The following is a 19,090-nucleotide window of genomic DNA, read 5'->3' as shown; positions in this document are numbered from 1 at the left end:
GCGGTGAGCAGCTAGGCGGCGAAGACCTCATCCAAGGTCGCGCACTCCAGGACGCGCTCGGCCCAGCGCTCGAGCTCTGCCTCGCTCGCCTGCTCCAGGCGCGTCTCGGCCCAGCCCGGCAGCGCGCCAAAGCGCCTGACCAACTGCCGACGCAGCAGCTTGGCCTCGCCTTGGCAAATGCCTTGCTGCAAACCCTGCTGCAAGCCCTGCTGCAAGCCCTCCTGCACGCCTTGCTGTTTCCATTCCTCGGTCCAGGTCTTCACACGTTCCGCCAACATTGCATGCATCTCCTCGAGATCGGCGACATCCGGCAGCTCGGTCCCCGGCACCCGGGCCGGCAGCAGGACCCGCTTGAGCCAGACGACGAAGGCACGGCGCAGACTGCCCTGTTCGGGCTCGGTCAACCAATCGATGAGACTGGCCAAGACCGGTCGGATATCCTCCGGACTGCGGCTGTTCTCGAGCCGAAACAAGGCCGCGGCGAGATTGCGCTGTCCGCTCAGCTCGGCGCCGGCATCGCGCTGCTCGTCGAGCAAGAGGTAGCGGATCTGCGGCTGCCAGCGCCGCAATGGCTCGGGCAGGGCCGGCTCGAGCAGTGCGCCGAGATTCGGTCTCGGCCCGCCATGCCTGATCGCCATTGTAGAGGACAATGGGCAGTACCGGCGGCAGCGGGCCGCCACTCGGGATCGCGCCGGTGGCGGCGAGCCCCTGATACAGCAGCCCGACGTAGGTCAGCACGCGCACCGCCATCAATGGCCCGACACTGGATTGGAACTCCAGCAGCAGATAGACGTAGACCCAGCGCTCGCCGAAGCGCAGCCGCCAGATCATGTCGTCTTCGCGCTCGCGCAGGTCATGACTGACGCCGATCTCGCTGACCCGCTGCAAGCTGCCGAAATCGAGCTGCTCGACCCAGTCCTCGCGCACGAAGCCGCGGATCAGATCGGCGACCAGCTCCCGGTGCGAGAACAGCAGCGTGTACGAGGCATCGTGCTCAGCCATCGGTGACCGGCTCCGGCGTCACCTGCCGGTTGGCCAGGCGCGCCGTGAACACGCGATAGGCGGCGCGATAGTCGTCGACGCGATCGACCGGTGTGAATGGTGGATAGAAGGTGCGGGCCCGAGTCTGCAGGCCGTTGTCGATCGCCCAGCTCACCGACACCGGCGATTCGCCGTCATGCTCGCGCAGGGCCTCGCGCAGCTCGCGCGCACCGGCCTCCTTGCGGCCGGTGTTGGGCAGCCGGCGGCCGGTCGCATCGTAGCGGTCGGCCTGCTCGTAGGCACGCATGACCGGGAACTGGACCTCGTAGATCTGGATCAGCTCATCGACGCTCAGGCCGAGCGCCATCGCCACCAGCACGTCGATCTCGAGCAGCGCCTGGCGGCGCTCCAGGTCGGTGCGCAAGGCGCAGCCGCGCTGCCAGTGCGCGGTCAGCGCGTCCCAGCGCAGGGTGCCGGCGGGCGGGTGGGTCAGGCTTGGCGCCTCGGCAGCCAGGCCGTCGGGGTCGGGCGATGATGCGCTGGGGCGCGAGACCGCTGGGTTCGGGCTGCAGTCTGCCGTCGGGATCGCGCGGGTAAAGCCATCGTCGCGGATAGCCGGGTCGAAGCAGGTTTGCCAGAGGTCGGCGTAGTGCTGAGTCAGACAATTCACACGTGCGGTACGCCATAGGATTCCTGACCAACGGCGATCAGCCAGCGGGAAGGTGACAAGGGTGCTTTCGTAGATATCCCCTCGACCGCCGACTTTCACGAGAAAATCGAATAATATGCTTTGAGCACAACCGGTTAGAAGCAGCGCATCCTGACCCTCTAGAAAGGTCACGCTCAGCGCTGTATTCGTATGTAGAGCGCCAGCTGGCAGTAGGGCACTGATCAAGGTTCGCTCGTTGGCTGGCTGTCCACGCCTGCGATTCAAGTAGCGATTGTAGGCCGTCAACGGCCGCGGCAACCCTCTCATCGTATCCGCGTCCGGCACGCCCTGCCGCAGCCGGACCTCGGCAAAGCGTGCGGTGAAATCCGGGCTTCGCGGCGGTTGTCGTTGGCCAGCAGCCAGTTGACAGCGCCCTCGACATCGCCTTCCCAGGCGATGAAATAGCCGAACTGGCGTGCGGTGCGGGCGCCGGGCCGGTCGGGGTCGATGCCATGGCGGTGCAGCGGCTCGCCGATCAGGGCCTCGTAGGCCGGCACCGCGGCATCGCTGACCGGCCAGAAGCCGCCGCGTCCCGGCTCCGGCCGGCGCGGCTTGGGCCATTCCGGGATCGCCTGATGAAAGGCGCGCAGGTCGCCGTCGCGATCGCCGGGGCGGTAGACGGCGCGCGGCAGGTAGTCGTCCGGGATCGCGGTCAGGTCGATGTCGTCGTAGTGGCCATTGGCGGTACAGCTCGAACGCGGGGTCTTGTTGAACGGGGTGCCGACATAGAAGTGCGGCCCGGAGATCACCCAGTCATCCGGCCGCTGCGGCTGGAAGCTCGGGTCTTCCTCGCGGGTGATGAGGCCGTCGCGCTGGGCATTCGACTCGTGGAACATCTCCGTGGCCAGATACGCGCCCTTGAGATCGCCCAGCCTGCGCGGCGCTGCGGCGAACTTCTCCAACACCTCGAGCAGCGGCCGGCTGTGGACCTGCGGCAGCCGGGCCTGCAGCGTCGGCGGCCCAGTAATGACCCTCGAGCCAGTGCTCTTTGTGGTCCTGCAGGTATTTCTCCATCTCGTCGCACTTGGCACGCAGTTGCGCGGCGCGTTTGCCGGCGAACGGCAGGCCGGCGAGCTGCGCCTCGATGCGCGTGGCCCAACGCGCGAACCAGGCATCCAGGCCGGGTCTCGGCCTGCACCCGGGGCTCGAGCTCGGCGCGGCGGCGGTCCTTGAGCCGTTTGAGGTGATACAGGCTCTGGTCTACGGCCGAGGACAGGAAGCTCTGCAGCAGGTGCTCCGGCAGACTGCCGCGCTTACCAGCGTTGATCAGCTGCTCGAAGCGGACCTCAGCCAGCGCCGCCTTCAGCGGGCGGATGCGGAACTTGCCGCCTTTCTGAAACGAGACCGCGTGCGGGTCGACGATCAGCGGGGTACCGACGCGGGCGCTGACCTGGCCGATGAAGCAGAACAGCAGCTCGCCGGGCTGCAGATGCGGCGAGGCGATGAGCGGCGCCTCGCCGCGCCCCTGCAGCATCATCAGCCGCTCGGCTAGCCATTGCATCCCCGGGTGCTGCTCGGTGAGCAGCAGCTCCTTGGACCATTGGCCCTTCTGCGCCAGTGCGGCCTGGATGGCGGTCTCGGCGCGTTTGGGGCTGGCGGTGAAGAAGAGCTGGCGCTCGTCCGGCCAGGCCTCCTCGGGCATGGCCGAGGCGCCGTAGACCAGCTCGCTGTCGACCCAGGGGGCGCCGAGTCGGCCCACGACCTCCTTGGGCGGGGTGAAGATTAGCTGGGCCTGGGTCTGCTCCAGCGGCGGCCAGTCCTGGTTCTCAGGCTGGGCGCGCAGGGTACGGTAGCCCTGCTCGAAGAACGCGACATCGCTGAGCAGGCGGAAAACGGGAGCGCGAACTGCTCGGCCAGCGCCGGCGCGAGCGCCTGCTGGGTCAGGCGGCTCTCGGTGAACAGCAGCAGCCGCGGGCTGCCGGCACGGCCGTCCCAGCCCATCGCGTGCAGCTGATCGAGCAACAGCCGATAACGGCTGCTCGCGGTGATCGCGAGCGGCTGCAGCAGCTCGAGCAGGCGCTCGAGCTCGGCGATCTCGGCGCCGTCGGGGTCGTGCGGATCAGCTCGCTGAGGATCATGCCGACCTCGATGGTCTTGCCGAGGCCGACCTGGTCGGCGAGCAGCAGCCGCGGGCGGATCTGCTGCAGGGCGCGGTGCACCGCTTCCTTCTGGAAGCTCATCGGGGTGAAGGCGCCCATGGCGTCGAAGTTCGGCGCCGGGTCGGTCAGCGGCATCTGCCGCAGCTGCGCCTCGAGGAATAGTCGCGCGCGGGCGTAGCCGTTGGACTCGTCGCGCACCAGGCGGGTCTGGCGCGGGTCGATCTCCTCGATGCGGTCGAGCTGGGTGAGGAAGGCGGCCTCATGGCCGCGGGTGAGATCGTCGACCCCGGTGCAGAAGACGATCTGGTGGCGGTAGCTGCCGGCGGCCTCGACCCGGGTGACCAGCCATTCGGCGTCGCGGCAGGTGACGCGCATGCCGGGGGTGAAGATGTCCATGGGTCGGTCTCCATGCTGGCTCGATGCGGATCATACCGCGACGTGGCAGCCGTGACCCAGACTGTTGGGCCGAACCTCGGACCACAAACGGCGCGCTGTGCCTCGGACCACGAACTGCGATAGCCAGCCGAACCTGTCGCTGGACGCTGCGCCGGGCGGATGCTCAAGCCCGGCGATTGATGTATGGTCACTCGCTCTGGTGTCCGGACAGGCTGAGCCCATCGGTGCTGACTTTTCCGGCGCTTTCTGTCCGGCGATCAGGCGGAATGGCTATAAACACCTCGACTGCTTTCGCAATTCAGAGATTATCGGAGCAGGTATCTGGCCGCACCCGGATTGCGTCGATCAGACGCAGTCTTGGTATTGTCTGCACAAGCTCTGATGAAGCCTTGTTGCTGACATTCAACTGAAGGAGGTTCCCCATGGCAGCCAAACCCCTCGCCGTCGTCACCGGCGCCTATCGTGGTCTCGGGCTCGAGACCTGTCGACAACTCGCCGAGCGCGGCTACCAGGTGCTGCTGACCGCTCGGCGCGAGGAACAAGGACGGAACGCCACCGCTGAGCTCGCCAAGGCTGGGCATGAGGTCGCATTCCAGCTGCTCGACGTGACCGATGAGGGATCACGGATCGCGCTGCGCGATCGTATCCAGCAGGAGCAAGGGGCCTTCGAGGTGCTGGTCAATAACGCGGGCATCTTCCCCGGGCCAGCGCCCGGCACTCCCGAGTCGAGCATCCTGCAGGCCGACCTCGAGCCGATCCGCCAGGCCTTCGAGACGAATACGCTGGCGGCACTGCGGTTGTGCCAGTTGCTGATCCCGCTGATGGACGGACACGGCCGCGTGGTCAACGTCGCGTCTGGCATGGGTCAGCTCAGCGATATGAACGGCTACAGTCCCGCTTATCGGTTGTCGAAGACCGCGCTCAATGCGGTCACACGCATCTTCGCCGACGAGCTCGGCGCCGAGAGCGGCATCAAGATCAATTCGGTCTGCCCAGGCTGGGTGCGCACCGAGATGGGCGGCTCGAATGCGCATCTGAGCATCGAAGAAGGCGCGCGAGGCATCGTCTGGGCCGCGACCCTGGCGGATGATGGTCCGAGCGGCGGTTTCTTCCGCCATGGCGAGCCCATCCCGTGGTAAGCGCCTGTCCACAAGTCATGCCCCAATCCCGAGGCGACCAGTCGCGACAGCTTCGCTCAGCCAACACCTGAGTGCTCACGCCCCCGGACTGGGGCAGTTCGGGGCAGCCACTTCACCGCCGAGCAGGCCGCTATGGCCACGAGTGCGCTGCCCAGTGCGCCGCACTCCTCAGCAGATCCGCGGCAGCTGCTCGCCGGCCAGCCAGTCGACGATGCGGCTGCCGCCGAAGGTCGTCTCCATCTGCACGAAATGATGGGGGTCCTCGACTACCTCGCCGATGATCGCGGCGTCCTGCCCCTTCGGATGAGCGCGCATCGCCGCCAGCAGGTTTTCTGCCTGATCGCCTGGGCAGATCGCGATCAGCTTGCCTTCGTTGGCGACATAGAGCGGGTCGAGGCCGAGCAGCTCACAGGCGCCGTTGACCTCGGCACGAACCGGGATCGCCGGCTCGCGGATCAGCATTCCGACCTGCGATTGCAGCGCCAGTTCGTTCAGGGTCGTCGCCAGGCCGCCGCGGGTCGGATCGCGCAGGCAATGGATGCCGGGCACCGCGTCGATCATCGCTGCGACCAGGTCGTTCAGGGCCTGGCTGTCGGAGGCGATCTCGGTCTCGAAGCCGAGGTTCTCGCGCTTGGACAGGATCGCCACACCATGGTCCCCGATGCTGCCGCTGACCAGGATCGCGTCGCCCGGCCGGGCACGCTCACCGGCGATCTCGATCCCGTCCGGTAACACGCCGATACCGGTGGTGGCGATGAAGCAGCCGTCGCCTTTACCGCGCTCGACCACCTTGGTATCGCCGGCGACGACCTGCACCCCGGCGGCACGGGCGGCAGCGCCCATGCTCGCGACGATCCGGTCGAGATCAGCCAGCGGCAGGCCCTCCTCGAGGATGAAGCTAGCGGTCAGATAGAGCGGCCGGGCACCGGACATCACGACATCGTTGACGGTGCCGTGCACCGCCAGCGAGCCGATGTCACCGCCCGGGAAGAACAGCGGCGAGATCACGTGACCATCGGTGCTGGTGACCAGCCGGCCGGGCGGCGGCTGGAACAGCGCCTGATCGTTCCCCTGTTCAAGCAGCGGGTTACCAAGGTAGCGATAGAACAGCTCATCGATCAGCTGCGCCATCGCGCGGCCGCCGCTGCCGTGGCTCATATCGACGGCGCCGCGCTTCAGGTCGAGTCGGCCGGCGAAACGGCGCGCAGCGCCCTTCGAGCCCGCCGCTTGCCCGGCCTTCTGCGCGGTTTGCCGATCACCCGCGTCGGAGCCGTGCTCGACGGATCGATCACCAAAGGATTGATCACTAGCCTGGCCCGAAGACTGATCAGGGGCAGAAGCGGAGCCCGAGGCGGGAGCGGAAGCGCTCAACCTGCGCTCGCCGGTCGGTTGGTCGCTGCCAGCGGCCATCAGACGCCCACCGCCGAATCTTGACTGGCCCGGGCGGCCGAGGCCGTCTCCTGCGACGCCCCGACGGCAGGGCCGGCGACCGGAGCGCGGAACCGCCCATAGCTCCAGTAGGCGGCGCAGGCGCCTTCGGACGAGACCATGCAGGCGCCCATCGGGTTCTCGGGCGTGCAGACGGTGCCGAACAGCTTGCAATCAGTGGGCTCCATCACCCCGCGCAAGACGCTCGGACACTCGCAGCCCTTGATCTCACGGGAGGTGCGCGGCGTGACCGGAAAGCGCTGTTCGGCGTCGAGGTCCGCATAGGCATCGGCGATGCGCAAAGCACTGTTCGGCAGGAAGCCGAGTCCACGCCACTCGAAGGTCTCGCGCGGCGCAAAGACCTCGGCCATCAGGGCCTGGGCCTTGCGGTTGCCATCGCGCGTCACCGCCCGCCGGTACTGATTCTCGACCTCGCGGCGGCCCTCGTTGATCTGGCGGATCAGCATCAGCGCGCTTTGCATCACATCGAGCGGCTCGAACCCGGCGATCACCACCGGCTTGCCGAACGTAGACGGGACGAATTCGTAAGGACGACTGCCGATCACGGTGCTGACATGCGAGGGACCGAGGATGCCGTCGAGCTGGACCCCGGCCTCGCCTTGTGCGCCCGCGCCTCGATCAGCGCCCTGACCTGGGTCTTGCCCACCGCCGGCCGAGGCGAGGATGGTGCCGAGCGCGGCCGGCGTGAGCACATGGTTGCAGAAGACCGAGAAGTTCTCGAGCCCTTCGGCGCGGGCGGCCTTGATCGCGACCGCGGTCGGCGGCGTGGTGGTCTCGAAGCCGATCGCGAACAGCACCACCTGCCGCTCAGGGGCGCTGCGCGCAGCAGCCAGCGCATCCTGGGTCGAGTAGATCATCCGGATGTCGGCGCCGTCGGCCTTGGCCTTGAGCAGACTCTTGCGCTCGCTCGCAGGCACGCGCATCAGATCGCCATAGGTGCAGAGCGTCACCTCGTGCTCGAGCGCCATCGCGATCGCCTGATCGATGCGCGCCATCGGCAGCACGCAGACCGGACAGCCTGGGCCGTGCACGAAGCGCAGATTCGCCGGCATCAGGTCCTGGACCCCATAGCGGAAGATCGCATGGGTATGACCGCCGCAGAACTCCATCAGGCGGTAGTCGCGCCCGGGATCGGCCTCATCGGCGATGCGTTGCGCCAGTGCGCGCGCCAACTCACCGTCGCGAAACTCGTCGATGTACTTCATCGGTTGCCCTCCACGTCAAGCCCCGCCTGAGCCATCCCCTCGTCCTGCTCGAGCTCACCGATCTCCCGGATCATCGCCAGAGTGCGCTCGGCCTCCTCGGCACTGATCCTGTTCAGCGCATAGCCGACGTGCACCAACACATAGTCACCGACCTCGGCATCGTCGATCAGTGCAAGCGAGACCGGCCGACGCACGCCGCTGAGCGACACCGTCGCCATATCGGTCTCGGCGTCGATCTCGAGGATCTGAGCAGGGATCGCAAGGCACATAAGAGTAGGCTCCAAGCAGTGGCAGCCGACGCGCAGTGCGCACGCCGGCCATCAGGATACAGAAAGCTGGTATTCGACACAGGGATCGACTGCGGTGATGTAGAGATGGGCGAGCCGTTCCAGCTCCGCAATGCTGACACCGCTGCGAGCAATGGCCGCAAGCCCCTGCGCAACCACGCCTTCGGGATGGAAATTCCATTCGGTCGGCGCGACGACCTGGTAGCGCTGCACCAGCGCATCGGCAATCACCACCCGATGCACGAGCAGGCCGCGCGCGGCCTCGCTGAGCCCGATCCCGACCTCGGCCGCGTCTGGATCAAGCCCAGCCGCGCTGAAGGCCAAGCCGGCGGACGCGCCGGACGTGGCGGCGGGCTCCATGATCGGCTCGGGCGCTGGTGCGAGCGCGCGATCCGACTCGGCCGCCTTGAAAGCCCTAGTCGCGTCGGCTGAATCACCTGCGGCCGACTGCAGTGACGACGCCGCCCACCCAAGCTCGACCAGCAACGCCGCCAGCCGGGTCAGAAGACCATTGCCGAGATCCGCCAGCAGCGCCACCACGAGCGGATGCGAGGCCGCTCGCGACAACGGACCGGTCTCCCGGCAGCCACCCTGCCATTGCGGCGCCGCGACGAAGGCCTCCGCATCGGGGCAGGCAAGCCGTTGCTCGAGGCCATCGATCGAGATCCCGGCCAGCCTCGGCACCGGGTTCGCACCACAATCGGCCAGGCCTTCGGCCATCAGCGTCCGGAGCAACTGCGCCGGGGTCGTGGGCGCGTCCTCGGCCCAGCGCATCAGCGCGTCCGTGCTATCGACCGCGGCCAGCCAATCCGCCGGGTCCGACTGCAGCGCGTATTCCCGCACCAAGCCCGCGAAGTCGCAGAACGCAGCGGCCGCCTGATCCGGAGTGTCGCGCCGTCCCGACGCCGGGAGCACCGCATCTGGAATACTCGGCGCTGGGCCGCTCCATCGCGGCCGCAGGGGGTCCGCATCGGTACCCTCTCCGACGGTCTGGCGGAGACTGACGAAGCGCTGCATCACCTGCGCCATCGCCGGCATCGCCGGGCTAGGCCGCGCCGCTTGCACAACCGTTGGCGCCACCACCTTCGGCCAATCCAAGAGTAAGCGCCAAAGGTGCTCCTTGATGGTCTCCGCCTGAACCAATTGCTGCCGTCGCCGGCGTACCGGCTCTTCTGCGGTCAGTCCGAGCGCTCGCTCACAGGCATCAGCACAAGCAGCCGCTTGCGCCGTCCCGCACAGGCTGAACAGCATCGGCAGCTGACGGACCACCTCGTCGGGCGGCTTCCCGGCGAACACCCGCGTCGCCGCGAGAACGCGGGACGAGCGGATGGTCACTGCCGCGCTCGCGGCCTCGACCTTGATTGCCAGATGTCCGGAGAGCTCACTCATGCCGGCCGCCGGGCTGTCGCGACATCGCCGAACGCACTGCAAGCATACCCGCCGCGGTCTTCAGTGGTTGCCGCCATGCCCGGAGTAGAGAACCGCCACATCGGATCGAGACCCCTTCCTCAACTGTTCCCGCGGAGTCTAGCCAACGCGAACGGAACAAGGCCCTGTAGACTACAGGCTTTTGCACCTGAAGACGCCTAAGCGATGCTCGCGCCCGACCAGCTCGCCGCGCTGCGCCAGCCGATCCGTTTTTCGGCGGAGCTGCGTGGCCATCCGTTGCAATTCGAGTCCACCTGGGGCCTGTTCTCGCCGCGCGAGATCGATGAAGGGACACGCCTGTTGCTCAAGTATGTCGAGGTCGAACAGGATGCCGACTGCCTCGACCTCGGCTGCGGCTATGGTCCGATCGGGCTCACGCTGGCGGCACTCGCGCCGCAAGGCCGGACGCGCTTGGTGGACAAGGACTTCGTCGCGGTCGACTTCGCGCAACGCAACGCCGAGCTGAACGGGCTCAAGAACACCAGCATTGGCCTCAGCAACGGGTTCGATCAAGTCCCCCCAGAGGCGGCATTCGACCTGATCGCCAGTAACGTCCCGGCGAAGGTCGGCAAGGAGCTGCTCGCGATCCTGCTGCACGATGCCCACCAGCGGCTGCGCCCCGGCGGCTCCATCTATCTCGTCACCATCAACGGTTTGCGCGAGTTCATCAAGCGCAACCTGAAGGAGATCTTCGGCAGCTACGACAAGGTCAAACAGGGCGCTCACTACACGGTTGCCCGTGCTCGACGCTGATGGCGCGCCCAGACCGATCGCGCAAGCCACGGCGCCCTGCCCTAGCCGCCTAGTTGGCGAGCGTTTAGACTCCGTGGGTTCATCTCGCGAAATCATCAGCGGAACGGATGCCGCAGTCGTCATCTTACAGAGCTGTCCTGAGGAGATCGCCCACCATGTCGGATATCAAGACCTATCCTGTTCCCGCCGATGTCGCCGCCGACGCGCTCATCGACGAAGAGACCTATCGCAGCCTCTATCAGCGCTCGGTCGACGACCCGGAAGGGTTCTGGGCGGAGCAGGCCGAACAGCACATCACCTGGTTCGACAAGTGGAGCACGGTGATGGACTACGACTACGGCCCGGATGACGTCCGTATCCGCTGGTTCGACGGCGGCAAGCTGAATGTCGCCTACAACTGCCTCGACCGGCACCTCGCGACCCGCGGCGATCAGGTCGCGATCATCTGGGAAGGGGACAACCCGGAGGAGGACCGCAAGGTCACCTATCGCGAGTTGCATGCCGAGGTCTGCAAGCTCGCGAACGTGATGAAGTCGCGCGGCGTCACCAAGGGCGATCGGGTCTGCATCTATATGCCGATGATCCCGGAGGCCGCCGTCGCGATGCTCGCCTGCACCCGCATCGGCGCGATCCACTCGGTCGTCTTCGGCGGCTTTTCGCCCGACTCGCTGCGCGATCGCATCCAGGATTCCGAGTGCCGGCTGCTGATCACCGCCGACGAGGGCGTGCGCGGCGGACGCAACGTCGCGCTGAAGAAGAATGCCGACAAGGCACTCGAGGAGTGCCCGAGCATCGATACCTGCATCGTTGTGCGCCGCACCGGCGGTGAGGTCGCCTGGAGCGAGGGCCGCGACCTCTGGTACGACGAGGCGATGGCCGATGCCTCGGCCGAGTGCGAGGCGGTGCCGATGGAGGCCGAGGACCCGCTGTTCATCCTCTACACCTCGGGTTCGACCGGCAAGCCAAAGGGCGTGCTGCACACCACCGGCGGCTACCTGGTGTATGCGGCAATGACGCACAAGTACACCTTCGATTACCGCGAGGGCGAGGTCTACTGGTGCACCGCCGATGTCGGCTGGGTCACCGGCCACACCTACATCGTCTATGGGCCGCTCGCCAACGGCGCGATCTCGCTGATGTTCGAGGGCATCCCGAACTATCCCGACATGTCGCGCTTCTGGCAGGTGGTCGACAAGCACAACGTCGCGACCTTCTACACCGCACCGACCGCGATCCGCGCGCTGATGCGCGCCGGCGAGGAGCCGGTCAAGCAGACCTCGCGCAAGAGCCTGCGCATCCTCGGCACCGTCGGTGAGCCGATCAACCCGGAGGCCTGGGAGTGGTACCACAATGTCGTCGGCGACGGCCGCTGCCCGATCGTCGATACCTGGTGGCAGACCGAGACCGGCGGCCATCTGATCACCCCGCTGCCGGGCGCCACCGCGACCAAGCCGGGCTCAGCAACCAAGCCCTTCTTCGGCGTCGTGCCAGCGCTGGTCGATCCGTCCACCGGCACCCTGCTCGAGGGCGAGGCCGAGGGCGCATTGGTCATCACCCGTCCCTGGCCGGGCCAGATGCGCACCGTCTACGGTGATCACCAGCGCTTCATCGATACCTACTTCAAGCAATACCCGGGCTATTACTTCTCCGGTGACGGCGCCAAACGCGATGCCGACGGCTATTATTGGATCACCGGCCGCATCGATGATGTGCTCAACGTCTCCGGCCACCGGCTCGGCACCGCCGAGATCGAGTCGGCGCTGGTCTTGCACGACGGCGTCGCCGAGGCCGCGGTCGTCGGCTATCCGCACGACATCAAGGGCCAGGGCATCTACGCCTATGTGACCACGATGGCCGGCGTCGAGCCGAGCGACGCGCTGAAGAAGGAGCTGGTCAAGCTGGTGCGCGACGAGATCGGCCCGATCGCGACCGTCGACATCATCCAGTGGGCGCCCGGTCTGCCGAAGACCCGTTCCGGCAAGATCATGCGCCGTATCCTGCGCAAGATCGCCGCCAACGAGATCAGCACCCTGGGCGATACCTCGACACTTGCCGACCCCGGCGTGGTCGAAGAGCTGATCGACAACCGCGCCAACCAATAGTCGCTCACCGACAACCGGTTGCGGCGCGCTGGCGCCAGCGCCGTAACCGGAGCAGCCGCCCGGAGCCCTTCCCGACTCCGGCTCGGCGGTCAATCGATCTTGCTATTTCAGACCTGTCCTGCGCGCCTGTCCCAACGAGGTTGATCTCATTGCCTAATTGCCAGCGAGTTGGCGTCTATGTCGACGCCGAGAATGTCCGTTATAACGGCGGTTACCAGATGCGCTACGACGTGCTGCGTCGTTTTGCAGCCCGCGACAATGGCGTCCTGCAACGCCTCAATACCTATATCTCCTACGATCAAGAACGCGCCCGTGATGACCCCGAATACGCGAAGAAGAGCCGTGGTTATCAGCAGATGGTGCGCGATTTCGGCTGGAAGATCACCGTCAAGTATGTGCGCCGCTATACTGACGAGGCCGGCAACGTCTCGATGAAGGCCAATGCCGATCTGGACATGGCGGTCGATGCGATGCTCCAGGCCGAGAAGCTGGACCAGATGATCCTGGTCACCGGCGACGGGGATTTCCTGCAGGTCGTCGAGGCCCTGCAGAATCGCGGCTGCCGCGTCGAGCTGATCGGGTTCAAGAACGTCTCCCGCGCCCTGCAGCAGAAGGCCGACGCCTTCTGGCCGGGTTTCTTGATCCCGGATCTGTTGCCGGTCTCCTATGAACCGCGCAACGAATGGGGCAAGGCCGGCTCCTGCGTGCGCGGCGTCTGCACCAAGTGGTTCCCTGACAAGGGTTACGGATTCCTGCGCTTCATGAACACGATCTCGACCGACCTCTGGATCACCGATCCGCGCGAGCCCGGATCGCCCTACGTCAGCGTCTTCTGTCATGCCAACGAGGTTGCCGAGGAGGTGACCGAAGAGATGCTGATGAACCGCGAGACCATCCTCGAATTCTATCTGGACGAAAGCGATCAGAAAGACAATGGCTTGGTCGCCAACAATGTCAGGCTGGCGTTCAATATCAATCGCTGACCTCTGACGCTGGCTGGGCAGCGCCGCGAGCGATGGGCAGCGAAGCCGCACAGATCAACCCGGCTGGGCTAGCTCGACGCCTGGTACAGGATGGGCTGCTCTCGGAGACGCGCGCTCAGACCGCCCAGACCGAGGCCGCTGGACGCAGACAGCCCTTCGTCCAATACCTGGTCGAGCAGAAGGTGCTCGACAGCCACAGCATCGCGCTGGCGGCCTCGGAGGCGTTCGGCGTCCCGCTGCTCGATCTGGCCGCGGTCGAGCTGCTCAATGTGCCGATGGACCTGATCGATGCACGCCTGGTCCAGAAGCACCGCGCGCTGCCCCTGTTCCGGCGCGGCAATCGGCTGTTTGTCGCGGTTTCGGACCCGACCAATGACCGCGCCCTCGATGAGATCCGGTTCAACACCGACCTCAGCGTCAGCGCCGTACTGGTCGAGGACGACAAGCTCGCGACCGCGATCAACAAGACGTTGCAAGCGCAGGACTCTAGCCTCTCGGAGCTGGCCGATGCCGAGCTCGGAGAGGTTGCAGAATACGTCAGCGTCTTCTGTCATGCCAACGAGGTTGCCGAGGAGGTGACCGAAGAGATGCTGATGAACCGCGAGACCATCCTCGAATTCTATCTGGACGAAAGCGATCAGAAAGACAATGGCTTGGTCGCCAACAATGTCAGGCTGGCGTTCAATATCAATCGCTGACCTCTGACGCTGGCTGGGCAGCGCCGCGAGCGATGGGCAGCGAAGCCGCACAGATCAACCCGGCTGGGCTAGCTCGACGCCTGGTACAGGATGGGCTGCTCTCGGAGACGCGCGCTCAGACCGCCCAGACCGAGGCCGCTGGACGCAGACAGCCCTTCGTCCAATACCTGGTCGAGCAGAAGGTGCTCGACAGCCACAGCATTGCGCTGGCGGCCTCGGAGGCGTTCGGCGTCCCGCTGCTCGATCTGACCGCGGTCGAGCTGCTCAATGTGCCGATGGACCTGATCGATGCACGCCTGGTCCGGAAGCACCGCGCGCTGCCGTTGTTCCGGCGCGGCAATCGGCTGTTCGTCGCGGTCTCGGACCCGACCAATGACCGCGCCCTCGATGAGATCCGGTTCAACACCGACCTCAGCGTCAGCGCCGTGCTGGTCGAGGACGACAAGCTCGCGACCGCGATCAACAAGACGTTGCAGGCGCAGGACTCTAGCCTCTCGGAGCTGGCCGATGCCGAGCTCGGAGAGGTTGCAGAAGGTGATCCGGATGCCGGTTCGGCGGACGAAGTGGACCCCAAGGTGGACGACGCGCCGGTGGTCCGCTATGTCAACAAGATCCTGATCGACGCGATCAACGCCGCCGCGTCCGACATCCACTTCGAGCCCTACGAGCGTTATTTCCGCATCCGTTTTCGTCAGGACGGCGTGCTGCAGGAGGTCGCCAACCCGCCGCTGACCATTGCCTCCCGGCTGATCGCCCGCCTCAAGGTGATGTCGCGGATGAATATCGCTGAGCGGCGTATCCCGCAGGACGGCCGCATTCGGCTCAAGCTCGGTTATTCCCAAGACGTCGACTTTCGCGTCAATACGCTGCCAACGCTCTATGGCGAGAAGGTCGTGCTCCGTATCCTCGACTCGGCCGGGGCCAGCGTCGGCGTCGACAAACTGGGTATGGACCCTGGGCAGCAGGCGATCTTCCTGCGCGCGATCAAGCGGCCCTATGGGATGATCCTGGTCACGGGTCCAACCGGGTCCGGCAAGACCGTGACGCTGTACTCGGCACTGAATCTACTCAACGAGACCGGCGTCAACATCTCGACCGTCGAAGATCCGGTAGAAATACAGGTGGCCGGGATCAACCAGGTCAACATGAACATGAAGACCGGGCTGACCTTTGCCGCGGCGCTGCGCGCCTTCCTGCGTCAGGACCCGGACATCCTGATGGTCGGTGAGATCCGTGACCTCGAGACCGCTGAGATCGCCGTCAAGGCTGCCCAGACAGGCCATCTGGTCCTATCCACCTTGCACACTAATGACGCGCCACAATCGCTGACCCGGCTCGCGAACATGGGGGTGCCGCCGTTCAACATCGCCTCATCGGTCCTGGTGATCATGGCGCAGCGGCTCGCGCGCCGCCTCTGTGTTCATTGCCGAGCGGTCGATGAGCTGCCGCGGCAGACGCTGCTCGAAGAAGGCTTCAGCGAACACGAGATCGACGACGGGCTTAACCTCTACAAGGCGGTCGGCTGCGAGCGCTGCACCGAAGGCTACAAGGGCCGGATCGGCATCTTCGAGGTCGTTGAGGTCTCCGAGGGGATGGGACGAACCATCATGGAGGGTGGCAACGCGCTCGATCTGGCCGAGCAGGCCCGACGAGAGGGCTTCCCCGACTTGCGGCAATCCGGTCTGCAGAAGGTCAAGCAGGGCATCACCAGCCTGGTCGAGCTCAACCGCGTCACACGAGACTGATCACCATGGTCGCGACGACGCTACAGAAGAAAAAGCCGGACAAGTCGGCCGTCTTTATCTGGGAGGGCGTCGACCGCCGTGGCGCCCGGGTGAAGGGCGATCTGCGCGCCGCAAGTCCCGCGCTCGCTAAGGCCGATCTCCGTCGGCAGGGCGTGAGCCCGACCAAGGTTCGCAAGAAGCCGCAGCCGCTCTTTGGCAGCGGCAAGAAGAAGATCACCGCCGGCGACATCAGCATCTTCACCAGACAGCTCGCCACCATGATGGCTGCCGGCGTTCCACTGGTGCAGGCGTTCGACATCGTCGGGCGCGGCCATGACAATCCGTCGATGCAGGAGCTGCTCCTCGCAATCAAGGGCGACATCGAGAGCGGCACCGCCATGGCCGCCGCATTGCGCAAGTATCCGCTCTATTTCGATGACCTCGTCTGCAATCTGGTCGCTGCCGGCGAGCAGGCCGGTGTGCTGGATACCCTGCTGGACAAGATCGCGACCTACAAGGAGAAGACCGAATCGATCAAGGGCAAGATCAAGAAGGCGATGTTCTACCCGGCAGCGGTCATCATCGTCGCGATCCTGGTCACCATCATCATCATGCTGTTCGTGATCCCGCAGTTCAAAGAACTGTTTTCCAGCTTCGGCGCCGACCTGCCGGCGTTCACGCTGCTGGTGATCGCGATCTCGGACTTCATGCGCCAATTCTGGTGGGCGATGGCGCTCGGCCTGGGTGTCGCGATCTACGGTTTCATCGCCGTCTACAAGCGCTCGAGGAGGTTTCGCGACGGGCTCGACCGGCTCGCGCTGCGGATACCGGTGATCGGCGCGATCCTGCACAAGGCCGCCATCGCGCGCTTCTCGCGCACCCTCTCGACCATGTTCGCCGCCGGCGTCCCGTTGGTCGACGCCCTCGATTCGGTCTCGGGGGCAACGGGTAACGCGGTCTATGCCAATGCCGTCAGCAACATGCGCGAAGAGGTCGCGACCGGCCAAAGCCTGCAGCTCTCGATGCGCCAACGCGGGCTGTTCCCGCACATGGTGATCCAGATGACCGCGATCGGCGAGGAATCCGGCTCGCTCGACGCGATGCTCGGCAAGGTCGCCGATTTCTACGAGGAACAGGTCGATAACGCAGTCGATTCGCTCAGCAGCCTGCTGGAGCCCCTGATCATGGTGGTCATCGGCGGCCTCGTCGGCAGCCTCGTCGTCGCGATGTACCTGCCGATCTTCAAGCTGGCGGCCGTCGTCTAGGCGAGCGCGCGTGATGATGCAGAATGACCTCGTCAGCCTGCTCGAGCAGTTCCCGATCCTGCTCTACACTAGCGCCGCCCTGATCGGCCTGGTGGTCGGGAGCTTCTTGAACGTGCTGATCCTGCGGCTGCCGCGGATCATGGAGCAGCAATGGCGCGAGGAGTGCTCGGAGCTGCTCGCAACCGCATCCACGGCACCCGCTGCAACGCCTCCCGCTGAAACACCTCCCGCCGAAACGCCTCCCGCCAAAACGAAGGAGCGAGACAAGCCGCTGCTCGGACTCGCACGCCCCGGCTCGCATTGCTGGGCCTGCGGCGCGGCGATCAAGCCCTGGGACAATATCCCGGTGCTGAGCTGGCTGCTGCTGCGCGGTCGCTGCCGTGCCTGCAAACGGCCGATCGCGCTCCGCTATCCGTTGATCGAGCTGCTCACTGCCCTGCTCTCGGTCGCGGTCGTCTGGCAGCTCGGCCCGACCTTCGCCGCCCTCGCTGCGCTGATCCTCACCTGGGGCCTGATCGCATTGGCAGTGATCGATCTGGACACCCAGCTGCTGCCGGACAGCCTGACGCTCCCGCTGCTCTGGCTGGGCCTGCTGCTCAGCCTCGGCGGCACCTTCACGGAGCCGGCCGCAGCCATCGCCGGCGCTGCCGCCGGGTATCTGCTGCTCTGGCTGGTGTTCCACGCGTTTCGGATCGCGACCGGAAAGGAGGGCATGGGCCACGGCGATTTCAAGCTCCTGGCCCTGTTCGGCGCCTGGCTCGGCTGGCAGGCACTAGCGCAGATCATCCTGCTGTCATCGCTGGCCGGCGCGATCGTCGGCATCGGGCTCATCGCAAGCGGGCGTCAACAGGCCGGGCAGCCGATCCCGTACGGCCCTTTTCTCGCGATCGCCGGCTGGATCAGCCTGCTCTGGGGCAACGCGATCACCCAGTCCTATCTCCAGTGGGCCGGGCTCGCATGAGCGCGCCTGGATTGAACGCCCGCCGCATTGGGCAGAAAAGATCGTGAGCTTCCGGGTCGCGCTCACCGGCGGTATCGGCAGCGGCAAGAGCACGGTCGCCGAATGCTTCGCCGAGCATGGGGTCTGGATCAGCGATGCGGATGCGATCTCCCACGCCCTGACCGCCCCAGCGGGAGCCGCACTGCCAGCGATCCAGGAAGGCTTTGGCCCAGAAGTCTTCGATGCAGACGGCCACCTGGACCGAAACGCGCTGCGCACCCGGATCTTCGCCGACCCAGCGGCGCGGCAGCGACTGGAGCAGATCCTCCACCCGATGATCCGCGAGCGGATGCTCGCCGAGAGCGAGCAGGCGTCCAGCCAGTACGCAATGCTCGTGATTCCACTATTGCTCGAGACCGCACAAACGGACTTAGCAGACCGCATCCTTGTCGTTGATCTACCGGAGTCCGAGCAGATCCGCCGCGTCGCCCAGCGCAGCGGTCTCGACCCGGCCGAGATCAAGCGCATCATCGCCGTCCAAGTCAGTCGCCGCCAGCGCTTGGCCGCGGCGGACGACGTGATCGATAACAGCGGTGACCGAGAGACACTGGATGAAGCGGTCGCAACGCTGCACAGGTTCTATCTGCGTCTCGCTGCCGATTAGGCTCGGCCTCACCAGGCCGGCGAATCGAAGTACCGCTTGGATCAAGCGCGCCTCGAAGCGCAAGAAACGACGGTTGAACGCTTCATTGGGGACGCAACCCTTGGATTCGCTGGAATGCTGGAGCCGCCAAACGCGTCCCCGAAACGAGGCGCCGTAACGGCTCGGCACGCCGCCGCGTAACGCCACGCCTGCATTACAAACCATCAGAATAGAACATTGATTTCTGCTCACCGAGTTGCATCCATGCATACAGTATGGTTAGCTCGGA

18 protein-coding genes and 1 pseudogene are annotated in these 19,090 nt (G+C 65.8%); 11 read left to right on the top strand and 8 right to left on the bottom strand.

Going from position 1 to position 19,090, the window contains the following annotated elements; all coding sequences use genetic code 11:
* Positions 1-11: 11 nt before the first annotated feature.
* The 3 genes and pseudogenes from CKO40_RS09575 to CKO40_RS09565 all read right to left on the bottom strand — a co-directional run bounded on the left by CKO40_RS09575 (position 12) and on the right by CKO40_RS09565 (position 2,595).
* Positions 12-1,002, bottom strand: a pseudogene (locus CKO40_RS09575) (Rpn family recombination-promoting nuclease/putative transposase).
* Positions 995-1,651, bottom strand: coding sequence for a hypothetical protein (locus tag CKO40_RS09570; protein ID WP_200345981.1), 657 nt, complete (start codon positions 1,649-1,651; stop codon positions 995-997). The pseudogene CKO40_RS09575 and the gene CKO40_RS09570 overlap by 8 nt, the downstream one beginning before the upstream one ends.
* Before the next feature lie 302 nt (positions 1,652-1,953).
* Positions 1,954-2,595, bottom strand: coding sequence for a hypothetical protein (locus tag CKO40_RS09565; RefSeq protein WP_200345980.1), 642 nt, complete (start codon positions 2,593-2,595; stop codon positions 1,954-1,956).
* A 179-nt stretch (positions 2,596-2,774) separates the two neighbouring features.
* Here CKO40_RS09565 and CKO40_RS09560 point away from each other — a divergent pair, with 179 nt between their 5' ends.
* Both CKO40_RS09560 and CKO40_RS24910 read left to right on the top strand, forming a co-directional pair.
* Positions 2,775-3,182 carry a hypothetical protein gene (locus tag CKO40_RS09560; RefSeq protein WP_200345979.1) on the top strand — a complete coding sequence of 136 codons (408 nt, stop codon included), beginning with the start codon at positions 2,775-2,777 and terminating at the stop codon, positions 3,180-3,182.
* Positions 3,183-3,222: 40 nt separating this feature from the next.
* Positions 3,223-3,348 (top strand): hypothetical protein, encoded by a 126-nt coding sequence (locus CKO40_RS24910; RefSeq protein WP_276570804.1) that lies wholly within the window; start codon positions 3,223-3,225, stop codon positions 3,346-3,348.
* 222 nt (positions 3,349-3,570) lie between these two features.
* On the opposite strand, the gene CKO40_RS09555 is transcribed toward CKO40_RS24910, so the two are convergent.
* Complete coding sequence (locus tag CKO40_RS09555) at positions 3,571-4,185, bottom strand: DEAD/DEAH box helicase family protein (protein WP_200345978.1); 615 nt, start codon at positions 4,183-4,185, stop codon at positions 3,571-3,573.
* Positions 4,186-4,607: 422 nt separating this feature from the next.
* Between CKO40_RS09555 and CKO40_RS09550 the strand changes: the two genes are divergently transcribed.
* Complete coding sequence (locus tag CKO40_RS09550) at positions 4,608-5,324, top strand: SDR family oxidoreductase (RefSeq protein ID WP_200345977.1); 717 nt, start codon at positions 4,608-4,610, stop codon at positions 5,322-5,324.
* A gap of 168 nt (positions 5,325-5,492) precedes the next feature.
* On the opposite strand, the gene hypE is transcribed toward CKO40_RS09550, so the two are convergent.
* The 4 genes from hypE to CKO40_RS09530 form a co-directional block, all read right to left on the bottom strand.
* Positions 5,493-6,482, bottom strand: coding sequence for a hydrogenase expression/formation protein HypE (gene hypE, locus CKO40_RS09545; protein WP_200346027.1), 990 nt, complete (start codon positions 6,480-6,482; stop codon positions 5,493-5,495).
* 251 nt (positions 6,483-6,733) lie between these two features.
* Positions 6,734-7,978, bottom strand: coding sequence for a hydrogenase formation protein HypD (gene hypD, locus CKO40_RS09540; RefSeq protein WP_200345976.1), 1,245 nt, complete (start codon positions 7,976-7,978; stop codon positions 6,734-6,736).
* Positions 7,975-8,247: a HypC/HybG/HupF family hydrogenase formation chaperone gene (locus CKO40_RS09535; protein ID WP_200345975.1), complete on the bottom strand. Its 273-nt coding sequence runs from the start codon at positions 8,245-8,247 to the stop codon at positions 7,975-7,977. Before CKO40_RS09535 ends, hypD begins: the two co-directional genes overlap by 4 nt.
* Positions 8,248-8,298: 51 nt before the next feature.
* On the bottom strand, positions 8,299-9,654 hold the full coding sequence (locus CKO40_RS09530) for a nickel-dependent hydrogenase large subunit (RefSeq protein ID WP_200345974.1): 1,356 nt from the start codon (positions 9,652-9,654) through the stop codon (positions 8,299-8,301).
* A gap of 204 nt (positions 9,655-9,858) precedes the next feature.
* Here CKO40_RS09530 and CKO40_RS09525 point away from each other — a divergent pair, with 204 nt between their 5' ends.
* The 8 genes from CKO40_RS09525 to coaE all read left to right on the top strand — a co-directional run bounded on the left by CKO40_RS09525 (position 9,859) and on the right by coaE (position 18,822).
* A complete protein-coding gene (locus CKO40_RS09525; RefSeq protein ID WP_200345973.1) occupies positions 9,859-10,446 on the top strand; it encodes a class I SAM-dependent methyltransferase in 588 nt (195 codons plus the stop codon).
* A 155-nt stretch (positions 10,447-10,601) separates the two neighbouring features.
* Positions 10,602-12,548: an acetate--CoA ligase gene (acs, locus tag CKO40_RS09520; RefSeq protein ID WP_200345972.1), complete on the top strand. Its 1,947-nt coding sequence runs from the start codon at positions 10,602-10,604 to the stop codon at positions 12,546-12,548.
* A gap of 149 nt (positions 12,549-12,697) precedes the next feature.
* Positions 12,698-13,531, top strand: a complete 834-nt coding sequence (locus CKO40_RS09515) for a LabA-like NYN domain-containing protein (RefSeq protein WP_200345971.1) — start codon at positions 12,698-12,700, stop codon at positions 13,529-13,531.
* Between the two features lie 32 nt (positions 13,532-13,563).
* Positions 13,564-14,229 (top strand): GspE/PulE/PilB domain-containing protein, encoded by a 666-nt coding sequence (locus CKO40_RS09510; RefSeq protein WP_242476942.1) that lies wholly within the window; start codon positions 13,564-13,566, stop codon positions 14,227-14,229.
* A gap of 32 nt (positions 14,230-14,261) precedes the next feature.
* Entirely contained in the window at positions 14,262-15,974 is a 1,713-nt protein-coding gene (pilB, locus tag CKO40_RS09500; RefSeq protein WP_200345970.1) for a type IV-A pilus assembly ATPase PilB, read from the top strand.
* 5 nt (positions 15,975-15,979) lie between these two features.
* A complete protein-coding gene (locus CKO40_RS09495) occupies positions 15,980-17,218 on the top strand; it encodes a type II secretion system F family protein (RefSeq protein ID WP_200345969.1) in 1,239 nt (412 codons plus the stop codon).
* A 13-nt stretch (positions 17,219-17,231) separates the two neighbouring features.
* Positions 17,232-18,179 (top strand): prepilin peptidase, encoded by a 948-nt coding sequence (locus tag CKO40_RS09490; protein WP_200345968.1) that lies wholly within the window; start codon positions 17,232-17,234, stop codon positions 18,177-18,179.
* A 43-nt stretch (positions 18,180-18,222) separates the two neighbouring features.
* A complete protein-coding gene (gene coaE, locus CKO40_RS09485; protein ID WP_338074159.1) occupies positions 18,223-18,822 on the top strand; it encodes a dephospho-CoA kinase in 600 nt (199 codons plus the stop codon).
* The last annotated feature ends 268 nt before the right edge of the window (positions 18,823-19,090 follow it).

Source organism: Halochromatium glycolicum (assembly GCF_016584085.1).
In the GTDB taxonomy this organism is placed as follows: domain Bacteria; phylum Pseudomonadota; class Gammaproteobacteria; order Chromatiales; family Chromatiaceae; genus Lamprobacter; species Lamprobacter glycolicus.
This window is presented reverse-complemented; position numbering and strand designations above follow the sequence as displayed.